This window comes from Nonomuraea aurantiaca (genome assembly GCF_020215705.1).
In the GTDB taxonomy this organism is placed as follows: Bacteria; Actinomycetota; Actinomycetes; order Streptosporangiales; family Streptosporangiaceae; genus Nonomuraea; species Nonomuraea aurantiaca.
On sequence record NZ_JAIWNB010000077.1, the window covers coordinates 1 to 9,716 of the forward strand.

A 9,716-nucleotide genomic window follows, 5' to 3' on the forward strand; every position below is an offset into this window, starting at 1 on the left:
GCCGCCCACCCAGCTTCACCCAGAGGCCACCCCAGCGAGCGACTCGACGTCCGTAACGGTGGCCGCTTAAGATCAACCCACGGCACCTACCTCGTCGAGCTTTTACACCGCTCCGAGGACGCGACCCTCGAACGGCCCGAGCCCATCCAGACGATCGAGGTCGATCCGCTGTCGCGCCAGGCGATCGAGGTCGATCGGGTCGTGCCCGCGTCGGGCAACCTGTCGATCGGGGGCCAGCAGCTCTGGCTCGGCCCGGACCGGGCGGGCCTGCCGATCACCGTGTGGATCAGCACCCGGCGGCTGCATGTGTTCACCACCGGCGGTGGCCGGCTCAAGAGCGTGGCCTCCCGGCTGACCGTCAAGGACCTGGCCGCACTGCTGGCCTCGGGACAAGCCCGCCCGGCACCGGACGCGCCCGTCCCCGAGCCCGCGATCGCGGCGAGCGCCGTCGAGGTGGATCGGCAGGTCAGCTCGATCGGCACGATCAGTCTGGCCGGCCGGGCCCTGTGCATCGGCGCCCACCTGGCCGGCCGCCGCGTCATCGTGCGCCTGGACGGCATCACCGCCCGCGTCATGGACGAGGAACGCCTGCTGCTACGCGCCGCGCCCTGCCCGCTCCCGCTCGCCGCATGCCTCACCCTGCGCAACGCCCGCCCCGCCGGACCACCGCCCGGCGCTTCGACCGAGCCCGTCACCGTCCAGCGGGTGGTCTGCAGCCGCGGACACTTCCAAATCATCGGCCAGAAGATCCAGGTCGGCCGGATCCACGCCCGCAAGATCCTGGACGTGACCGTGGACGACACCCACATCACCATCCACGACAACGGCGAACCCATCCGCGTCGTGCCGCGAACCACCACCCAGGAGATCACCCGGATCAAGTCCCAGGCGCATACTAAGAAGCGAAAGATCGGCTAGGAGTGTCAACCATCATCCGATGCCAAAGCGTCAAGCATCAAGTGAGACCAGACACTGATCGATGAAATCTCTGAGCTGCGGTTATGCTGCCCGATGGCCTGCTGCTCCGTCGCGGTTGATGCTTGACACTGTTGGCTACAGCTGCTTCAGCCGATATGCGGGCTGCCGCCTTGGAGATAGTGGCTGATCCTCAGCCGCATCGAGCGGTGCATGCCGTAGCTATCAAGCTCGTCCTGGGGCACCCAGCGCACTTCCCGAGATTCCGTACTCGGAGTCGGCCGGCCGCTGACCGCCCGACCTGTGAGGACGATGGAGAACTCCTGCCGGACCTCGTCGTTGCTGGTGTAGTGGATGACGTGGCGTGGATCGCTGTAGGTGCCAACCAGCCCAGTGATCTCGCAAGTGATCCCAGTCTCTTCGAGAGTCTCCCGAATGGCCGCCTGGGGGATGGACTCGCCGAGGTCGATGGCCCCGCCAGGCACGGCCCAGTTGTCGTTGTCAGAGCGTCGGATCAGCAGCACCTCGCCGGCATCGTTGGTGACCACGACGTTCACGGACGGGACGAGGCTGTTAGGGGCAGGCGCGCCCAGATCGTCGTAGTAGTCGATCCGCTGGTTCACGGCCCAGGAGCCTACTCTGGCTGAGGGCCTGTTCTTGGGCTCGTCGCTGTCGTTGTCATGGCCACATGATCCCCGCAAAGCGGGACGTGCTTGGCGAATCGAACACTGGACATGGCTACTGCGGCGCGACTATGGAGCCCTTGCCCGGCTTGGTGGTGATCAGGCCTCGGTCCCTGAGGGCTCCCATGGCCTTCCGTACCGTGACACGGGCAACATCGAACTCCTCTTGAAGCTTCACCTCGGAGATCAAGGTGAGAGAAGGGTAGATACCGCTTTCGATGCGTTCCGCGACGACATTTGCTATCTGCTCCCACTTGTAGAGCCTCGGGTCCCACTCGATCATAGGACGACTTTAGGTATCTCTGGACCTTCCGGCATATAACAGCCATGCTTAGCAATGCCGTAGACAGGTTAGGACAGGTTAATATAGGCTCTTTGCATGGCGTTGGTGAGCGAAGGTCCAGAGCCCCTCCGGGTGGGGCTCCGCTCGTGCGCTCCGGCGGGCCGCCCCGTAAGGGCGCACCATGCGGTTCGAGCTGGTTGCTCGCTCATCAACGCCCCTTCATCGACCGTGCTCTTCGGGCATCGCCAGCCCGACAGGGGCACTCATGCGCTATGAGGGACGGTGAGCCTGTGGCTGCGTTCGGCGATTTTCACAGTGTGCATCCCACCTCGCCTCGGCCGGACGCCACATCGGTGGCCTGGTCACCCGTCGAGCGGCGTACGGAGCGTGTCCGCGTCCGGGCCCACACCTGCGAGTGCCTGCCTCTGGTCTTCGAGCAGTGCAGGGCCGGCGGACTGGGCTTCATCCGGCGGCATGACCGGTCCGTCTCCCCCTGGATCGTCGTCGATAGTCCTTGGATGAAGGTCGGTGATGCGGAAACGCTGTGGCAGCGCATCATGCGCGGCGAAGCGAGGTGATGAGACGCCGAACCCATAGTCCGCGCACGTAGCGTCACGATTCGCAACTGATCTGTGACGGCCGTTTCCGCAGGTCGAAGCCCGACCTGCGGTTTCGCATGCCTATCGACTGGCAGTTTTTCTGCCAGTCGCGCAGGTCCTCCGCCTTATCGTCGAAGCAGGCGACGACGAGAAGGAGGGGCGGCGACGTGGCAACAGAGTACGTGACGCAGGGCCAGCGGATCGCGCGGGCTCGTCACCGCAAAGGATGGGATCAAGCGACCCTCGCCGAAAAGGTCGGCAGGTCCGTCTCCTGGCTGTCCAAGGTGGAGAACGGACGGATGCCGCTCGACCGGATGAGCGTCGTCGGCCAACTCGCCGAGGTCCTCGGGGTGGAGGTCGCCGAGCTGACCGGTCAGCCGTACCAGCACGAGACGGCGGAACTCGACTCCGGGCACGCCGCGGTTCCCGGGCTGAGGCTCGCGCTTCAGCAAGCCTCCCTGCCCAGTGGAGTGGTGCTGCCGGCTCCGGGGGAACCGCGGACGCTTCAGGAACTGGAGGCCAATGTTCGACTCGCCGAGCAGCTTCGCCAAGACGCCAAGTTCACCGCCCTGGGCGAGGTGTTGCCCAGGATTCTTACCGACCTGATCGCGATCACGAGCGGCTCGTCAGCCGATCGCGATCGAGCCGAGGCGCTGATGCTGCGGGCCTGCCACATGGCGCGGGTGTCGTCCAACCTCCTGGGGCATCACGATCTCGGCTGGACTGCAGTACAGCGGGAGCTCGTCGCCGCGCAACGGGTCGGCTCGCCGGATCTGATCGCGGCGGCAAGCTGGGATCTGTGCGGGGTGTGGCTGCACGAAGCACAGCTCGATCCAGCCAAGGGCGCGGCGCTGTCGGCGCTCGATCAGATCGAGCCTCATGTAGGGGCGGACGACACGATCAAGGCGATGTGGGGTGCACTGCACCTGAGGGCCGCTGTGGCGTACTCCCGGCTGTGGGATCAAAGAGAGGCGGAAAGCCACCTTGAAGAGGCTCGCCGCGTCGCCGAAGTCCTCCCGCGGGACGGCAACGTCTTTCAGACCCAGTTCAACCGGGTCAACGCCACCATCCACGCCGTGGAGGTCAGCATGGAGCTGGGCCGGCCTCGCGATGTCATCACCCGGGCCGAACACGTCGAGATCGCCGAGATCGCCTCGTCGGAGCGGCAGGCGCACTACTGGACGTGCACCGCAGCGGGCTACCACATGAACAGGAAGGAGAACGAAGCGGCGGACGCCGTGCTCCGGGCCGACCGCATCGCGCCTCAACACGTCCGTAACCGTCCATTGGTCCGCAACATCGTGCGTGACCTTCGTGGCAGCGAGCGACTGCATCGGCAGCGCGAGATTCTCAACCTCGCCAAGGTAATGCGGCTGCTCTAGTCCCAACAACGGTGGGCCTATCCGCGCATTGGCTCCCCACCCGTCAGGTAACCCGGGGGCGCTTCGGCGTCCTACCTACACGAATGGGGCAGTACTCGTGGGTCTCAGTGAGATCGAACGACAGATCTTGCTTCGTGAGCTGGCAGAGATCACGGTTGACCTGGCCGATCTCCAGCGCCGCGCGGTGAGGATCACTTCTCGGCTTGATCAGAACGAGTCCGAGCATCTAGCTCGTCCAGCCTGACCGTCAGCTTCTGCATGTGCCGGCGGATCTCGCCTAGTTGCTCGGAGATGATACGGAACTCTTCGCTGTGCTCGCCTGGGGCGGGGGCGGCCTCGACGTCGTCGGGGGTACGGGTGACGAAGCTGCCCGACCCCTGGCGGGTCTCGATCAGTCCTTCATCTCGAAGTACAGCCAGCGCGTTGCCGATGGTCATCATGGCCACGCCGTACTGGTCGGACAGCTCGCGCGCTACGGGGAGCTGCTCCCCCACGGCATACCGGCCTGATGCGATGTCGCGCCGGATGTCCTCGGCAATCCTCAGGTACGGCCGGCGCCGGTCGGTGGCTGCCATGACTCAACAGTAGCGGTTCTAGATGCCTAGGTCTCTGGGCAACCTGTAAGGAATTTCGAAGCAACTTAGCTATCTCGGTTTACAGAGCTAGATACCTAGGTATCTTTGTATCTAGAACATCACCTCAGAAGGAGACCAGTCTTATGCGCACCATCCCCATCCCTGTCGACACCAGCAAGCTCGTGATCACCTGCGTGAAGGCGCCCAAGCCGCGCCTACTCAACAAGGACACCGGCGAGATCAAGACCGATAAGAACGGCAACACCGTCTACGAGATCACCGTCTCTGTGGAAGACGAGTTCGGCCGGATCGAACTCGTCAAGATCGGCACCTCGGGAGAGCCTCCGGTCAGCGCCGGTCAGCAGATCAACCCCACGGGCCTGGTCGGCTACGTGTGGGAGATCTCCGGCCGATGGGGGATCTCCTACCGCGCCGCCGCGCTCCTACCGGCCGCGGGGGAGCCGCTCAGTGTCTGACACCCGCCTCCTAGTGCTCGGAGTCCTGGCCGCTGCGGCGGCCGGGCTCTGGGCCTGGCGCCGCTGGCATTACCCGTCGTTCTGGCTCGTGGCCGCCTTCCCGCTGGTCGCGATCAGCGTCCGGGCTACCTGGCGCAAGGTCGCCCTCGGCTGCAACCTCACCAAGAAGCGGCAGCGCTTCTGGTTCACCACCGTCCCCGGCCTGGTCGCCTCCACCGGTGTCGTCCGCGTCAGGCGCAAGTGGCAGCGCATCGCCGTGGACACCAAACCGTTCATGTGGCTGCCCAAGCCCACCCGCTACGGCTGGCGCGTCACCCTGCACACCCTGGAAGGCCAGATCCCTGCCGACTACTCCGACGTCGCCGAACGGCTCGCCCACTCCTGGGGCGTGCACGCGGTTCGCGTCTCGTCCCCTCGTCCCGGACGGGTCGTCCTGTCCGCCACCGTCCGCGACCCACTCGTCCGGGTCGAGACCCTGCCCACCTCGCCCGACCTCCTCAAGGTCATCGTGGGCCGTCTGGAGACCGGCGGGCCGTGGATCATCGACTTCAAGACCGTCCCGCACTACATCAACGCCGGAGCTACACAGTCCGGCAAGTCGAACCTTGCCAACGCCCTCGTACAAGGGCTGGCCCCGCAACCGGTCGCCCTGATCGGCTTCGACCTCAAGGGCGGCGTGGAATTCACCCCGTACAGCCCGCGACTGTCGGCGTTGAGCACCACACGGGCCGAATGCGTCGCCCTGCTGGATGACCTCGTCACGCTGATGACCAACCGCATGGCCCAGTGCCGAGAGGCCGGCGCCCGCAACATCTGGCAACTGCCGGATGACCAGCGGCCCGTGCCCGTCGTCGTCCTGGTCGACGAGCTGGCCGAGCTCTACCTGATGGCCGACAAGAGCGAGAAAGACGAGATCGCCAAGACCTCGACAGCGCTCCTGCGGGTCGCCCAGCTTGGACGAGCCTTCGGCATCTATCTGTTCTGCTGCGGCCAACGGATCGGCTCCGACCTCGGACCCGGCGTCACCGCTCTACGCGCCCAGTGCTCGGGACGGATCTGCCACCGAGTGAACGACCCCGAGACCGCCACCATGACCCTCGGCGACCTCGACCCCGCCGCCCTCGCGTCGGCACGCGCCATCCCCGCCGAGACACCCGGCGTCGCCATCGTCGCCTCTCAGGACGGCCAGTGGTACCGCGCCCGCTCCTTCTACGTCAGTGAACAAGCCGCCGAACTCGCAGCCACCACCTACGCCGACCGCTCACCGACCTGGGCGAACGTCATCTCCGGCCACAACGCGCAGATGAGCGACGCCGACCTCGCCGAGTTCCTCGACTCCATCCCGGACCCGAGAAAGGGCTGAACCGATGCGACGCCTGGCCCGCTGGCTGCTCGACACCGGCCCCGTCCTCGTCCTGGCCCTCATCGCCGGAGCTGGGTCCTTCACCCACATCCGCGACACCGCCAGCGACCACGGACAGTCCGGCTGGATGGCCTGGGCCGTCGCCGTCTGCATCGACCTCACCTGCGTCATGGCCGCCCGCGAACGCCAACGCGACAAGAAGACCGGCCGCCCACGGTACGGCCTGATCTCCTGGCCCGTCCTCGTCCTGACCAGCGGCATCATCCTTTCTCTGGCCGCCAACCTGCAACAAGCCGACCCAACTGTCTGGGGCTGGATCACTGCGGCGACTCCAGCAGCCGCCTTCCTCGTCGCCGTCTCCATGCTCGAACGTCGGGCATCCGGCCTCCGTCCCACCCCGTCCCCGGACGTCTCCGAGACGTCCCCGGCAGACGTCTCACTGTCCCGTCCGCGTTCCGACGAATCCTCTGACGTCCTGCCAATTGATCGTCCCGCTCTCGTCCCCGCCCAGGACGGACAACCAGGACCGTCCCCGGCGCTGGTCGACTACGCCCGCCGCGTGGCCGACGAACACCACGCCAGACACGGCAAGCCCATCACCCGCGACGTTCTCCGCGCCCGCCTCGGCGTGTCCAACCAACTCGCCTCCGACCTGCTCCACACCTTGCGCACCGTCCCGGAAAACACCTGAAAGGCGCACCACCATGAACAACGACCGAGACGCCCTCATCGCCGGACTCATCGCCCTGGCGGGATTCCTCAAAGCCCACGCGCAAGTACCGGTTTCGGCGGCACCCGTGACCGTCCGCGCCTTCCCCGACAAGGGCCCCGACGACCAGATGCGTGCCGAGGTCGACAAGGTCGCCGGCCTGCTCGGCACTGAGATCGACCCCGCTCACCTGCCACACGGCCACTACATGACCGGCATTGGCTTCGGACCGGTCCGCTACGAGTTCATCGCCATCCTCGCCGCCGCCCGTGCCCGCCACGCCGCCGAAGACAGCTACCGCGGCTGCATCACACCCGACAACACCTAGGAGGTCCCACCATGCGTATCCGCCTCGAAGGCAACCGCGCCGAACTGACCCTCGGCATGATCCACCTACGTCAGCTCTTCACCGTCACCTCGATGTCGCGGGCCTTCCCCGACCGGAACCGGCCGCGCAATTACCGGCTCTACGTCACGATCACCCCGCGCAAGGGCCACCGACCATGACCGCCGAAGAGTCCTGGGCCGACTGGCCCGCCATCCTCGCCGCCGTCCCGCTTGCTCATTGCCGTTGCTGCACCTGCAACGGCATGGGCCTCGACGCAGACAGCCGGACCTGCCGCGACTGCGACGGCACCGGCATCGACAACCACGGCGCATAGCCGAGGTCCCCTCACCTGGCCACACAACCGCCAAGTTCCGCGCCAGGTGAGGGGTCATCCCACCACAGATCACATCCGGATAGGACGGACCCCATCTTGCCCCACTCACACGCCATAGCCGGGATGATCGCCCGACTCCACGACCCGAACTACAAGCGTTGGGCCTGCCAGATCAAGCGCGCTGGCGGCTGCCGCCAGCCCATCCACCTGCGCGGCAAGGTCGAGCACTACGACCAGGCCACCGGCCAACTTCTCCACCGTTACAGCACAATCAGGGAGCCAGACGGCATCCTGCGCGTGCCCTGCAAGACCCGCCGTGCCAGCCGCTGCCCGGCCTGTGCCGAGGTCTACCGCGCCGACACCTACCAGCTCGTCCGTGCTGGATTGGTCGGCGGCAAGGGCGTGCCCGAGACGGTCAGCGCGCATCCGTGCCTGTTCATCACCCTGACCGCACCCTCGTTCGGCGCTGTACACGTTCGGCGGGAGAAGAACGGCAAGGTCCTGCCCTGCCACGCCCGCCGCGACGCGAAAACGTGCCCGCACGGGCAACTCGTGTCCTGCACTGACCGGCACAGCGCCGACGACCCACGGCTGGGGGAGCCGCTGTGCCCGGACTGCTACGACTACGAGGGATCGGTTTTGTTCAACGCCATCAGCCCAGAGCTATGGCGGCGGTTCACCGAGGCCCTTCGCCGGCGCTTCGCCAAACTCTCCGGCCTCACCCTTAAGGCCCTGCGTGAGCAGGCCACGATCTCCTTCGCCAAGGTCGCCGAGTACCAGCGGCGCGGCGTCGTCCACTTTCACGCCGTGATCCGCCTCGACGGACCGGACGGCCCTACCTCACCGCCTCCGCCCTGGGCGACCGCTGACGCCCTGGCCCAAGCCGTCCACCACGCGGCGGCCGTGGTGACTGCAGAGGTCAAGCCACTGAGCCGTACCTTCCGGTGGGGCACGCAGCTCGACGTTCGCCGCATCACCATGGACGGCGAGCTGACTGAGCAAGCTGTAGCGGCGTACATCGCCAAGTACGCGACCAAAGCCGCCGAGTGCGTCGGCACCCTGGACCGCCGCATCCAACCACTCGACGACCTGGCCGCGCTGCCGATTCGTGAACACGCTCGGCGTCTGATCGCCCAGTGCATGCGCCTGGGCGCCCTCGACGCCCTGACCGATCTCCGGCTGATCCAGTGGGCCCACATGCTGGGCTTCCGCGGCCACTTCTCCACCAAGAGCCGTCGCTACTCCACCACGCTCGGCGAACTCCGAGCAGCCAGAGAGCGCTTCGTTCACACCGAAGAGGTCAACCACGGACGCCTCCCCCTCTTCGACGAAGACACCATCCTCGTGATCAGCGAATGGGAGTACGCAGGCAAGGGCCACTCAGCCGGAGACCAACTCCTCGCTGCCGCCCTCACAGGAAGACCGCTGCCTGCGGCAGAACACCCCGTAGAGAGCCACTCATGACTCGGCTCCTCCTCACGGTCCCTGAGGCCGCAGAAGCCCTGGCCATTTCGCGGAGCAAGCTCTACCAACTCATCGCCACTGGCGCGGTCACATCGCTCCGCATCGACGGCTCCCGCCGCATCCCCGTCTCCGCTCTCACCGACTACATCACCCGCCTCGCCACGAAGGAGGACGCAGCATGACCAAAACCCTCGTGGCCACCCCCGACGAGCAGCCCCGGAAGAAGATGACGCCCAAACTCCGCGACGGCGTGATGAAGCGGGGAACGACCTGGTCCTACGTCATCCGCGTCAAGGACCCAGAAACCGGCGAAAGCCGTCCACGCTGGGTAAGCGGCTTCGCCACAGAGGACGACGCCAAAGCCGCCCGCGACGAAGCCCGCGTCAAGGCCCGGCGCGGCGAGTACATCGACCGCAACACCATCACAGTCGCCCAGTATCTCGATGAGTGGATCGAGGCTCACGCAGTCGAGATCAAGGGTCGCGTCCGAGATGCGGTGTAAAAGTGAACGAGCGTAGGTTGCCGTGCTGAACCGACCAAAGTTCGCACTACGCAAGGACCTACGCTCGTGGCACGCACACTACCGCCCGTTCAGGCCATTCGCG

The 9,716-nt window shown here is 66.2% G+C and carries 14 protein-coding genes and 1 pseudogene; 12 read left to right on the top strand and 3 right to left on the bottom strand.

Features of this window, described 5'->3' with window-relative positions; all coding sequences use genetic code 11:
* Positions 1-918 (top strand): annotated as a pseudogene (locus LDL49_RS55705) (hypothetical protein); the annotation flags it as partial.
* A gap of 146 nt (positions 919-1,064) precedes the next feature.
* Here LDL49_RS55705 and LDL49_RS55710 read toward each other — a convergent pair.
* Both LDL49_RS55710 and LDL49_RS55715 read right to left on the bottom strand, forming a co-directional pair.
* On the bottom strand, positions 1,065-1,538 hold the full coding sequence (locus LDL49_RS55710) for an NUDIX hydrolase (RefSeq protein ID WP_225303064.1): 474 nt from the start codon (positions 1,536-1,538) through the stop codon (positions 1,065-1,067).
* Positions 1,539-1,653: 115 nt separating this feature from the next.
* Positions 1,654-1,881, bottom strand: coding sequence for a GntR family transcriptional regulator (locus LDL49_RS55715; RefSeq protein WP_219534582.1), 228 nt, complete (start codon positions 1,879-1,881; stop codon positions 1,654-1,656).
* Between the two features lie 290 nt (positions 1,882-2,171).
* Here LDL49_RS55715 and LDL49_RS55720 point away from each other — a divergent pair, with 290 nt between their 5' ends.
* Both LDL49_RS55720 and LDL49_RS55725 read left to right on the top strand, forming a co-directional pair.
* The gene (locus LDL49_RS55720) at positions 2,172-2,459 is read left to right on the top strand and encodes a hypothetical protein (RefSeq protein WP_225303065.1); all 288 of its coding nucleotides are present in this window, start codon (positions 2,172-2,174) and stop codon (positions 2,457-2,459) included.
* Positions 2,460-2,557: 98 nt separating this feature from the next.
* Positions 2,558-3,862 carry a helix-turn-helix domain-containing protein gene (locus tag LDL49_RS55725; protein ID WP_225303066.1) on the top strand — a complete coding sequence of 435 codons (1,305 nt, stop codon included), beginning with the start codon at positions 2,558-2,560 and terminating at the stop codon, positions 3,860-3,862.
* Between the two features lie 191 nt (positions 3,863-4,053).
* Here the strand turns inward: LDL49_RS55725 and LDL49_RS55730 are convergent, their stop codons facing one another.
* Positions 4,054-4,437 (bottom strand): GntR family transcriptional regulator, encoded by a 384-nt coding sequence (locus LDL49_RS55730; protein ID WP_225303067.1) that lies wholly within the window; start codon positions 4,435-4,437, stop codon positions 4,054-4,056.
* Positions 4,438-4,580: 143 nt separating this feature from the next.
* Between LDL49_RS55730 and LDL49_RS55735 the strand changes: the two genes are divergently transcribed.
* The 9 genes from LDL49_RS55735 (at position 4,581) to LDL49_RS55775 (ending at position 9,613) form a co-directional block, all read left to right on the top strand.
* Positions 4,581-4,913: an SCO3933 family regulatory protein gene (locus tag LDL49_RS55735; RefSeq protein WP_225303068.1), complete on the top strand. Its 333-nt coding sequence runs from the start codon at positions 4,581-4,583 to the stop codon at positions 4,911-4,913.
* Positions 4,906-6,276: an FtsK/SpoIIIE domain-containing protein gene (locus LDL49_RS55740; protein ID WP_225303069.1), complete on the top strand. Its 1,371-nt coding sequence runs from the start codon at positions 4,906-4,908 to the stop codon at positions 6,274-6,276. The genes LDL49_RS55735 and LDL49_RS55740 overlap by 8 nt, the downstream gene beginning before the upstream one ends.
* 4 nt (positions 6,277-6,280) lie before the next feature.
* A complete protein-coding gene (locus tag LDL49_RS55745; protein ID WP_225303070.1) occupies positions 6,281-6,967 on the top strand; it encodes a DUF2637 domain-containing protein in 687 nt (228 codons plus the stop codon).
* 13 nt (positions 6,968-6,980) lie between these two features.
* On the top strand, positions 6,981-7,313 hold the full coding sequence (locus tag LDL49_RS55750) for a hypothetical protein (protein WP_225303071.1): 333 nt from the start codon (positions 6,981-6,983) through the stop codon (positions 7,311-7,313).
* A gap of 11 nt (positions 7,314-7,324) precedes the next feature.
* Positions 7,325-7,492, top strand: a complete 168-nt coding sequence (locus LDL49_RS55755; RefSeq protein WP_225303072.1) for a hypothetical protein — start codon at positions 7,325-7,327, stop codon at positions 7,490-7,492.
* The gene (locus LDL49_RS55760) at positions 7,489-7,647 is read left to right on the top strand and encodes a hypothetical protein (protein WP_225303073.1); all 159 of its coding nucleotides are present in this window, start codon (positions 7,489-7,491) and stop codon (positions 7,645-7,647) included. Before LDL49_RS55755 ends, LDL49_RS55760 begins: the two co-directional genes overlap by 4 nt.
* A 123-nt stretch (positions 7,648-7,770) precedes the next feature.
* On the top strand, positions 7,771-9,111 hold the full coding sequence (locus LDL49_RS55765) for a replication initiator (RefSeq protein WP_225303074.1): 1,341 nt from the start codon (positions 7,771-7,773) through the stop codon (positions 9,109-9,111).
* Entirely contained in the window at positions 9,108-9,293 is a 186-nt protein-coding gene (locus tag LDL49_RS55770) for a helix-turn-helix domain-containing protein (protein WP_225303075.1), read from the top strand. Before LDL49_RS55765 ends, LDL49_RS55770 begins: the two co-directional genes overlap by 4 nt.
* Positions 9,290-9,613: an Arm DNA-binding domain-containing protein gene (locus tag LDL49_RS55775; protein WP_225303076.1), complete on the top strand. Its 324-nt coding sequence runs from the start codon at positions 9,290-9,292 to the stop codon at positions 9,611-9,613. The genes LDL49_RS55770 and LDL49_RS55775 overlap by 4 nt, the downstream gene beginning before the upstream one ends.
* Positions 9,614-9,716 lie beyond the last annotated feature (103 nt).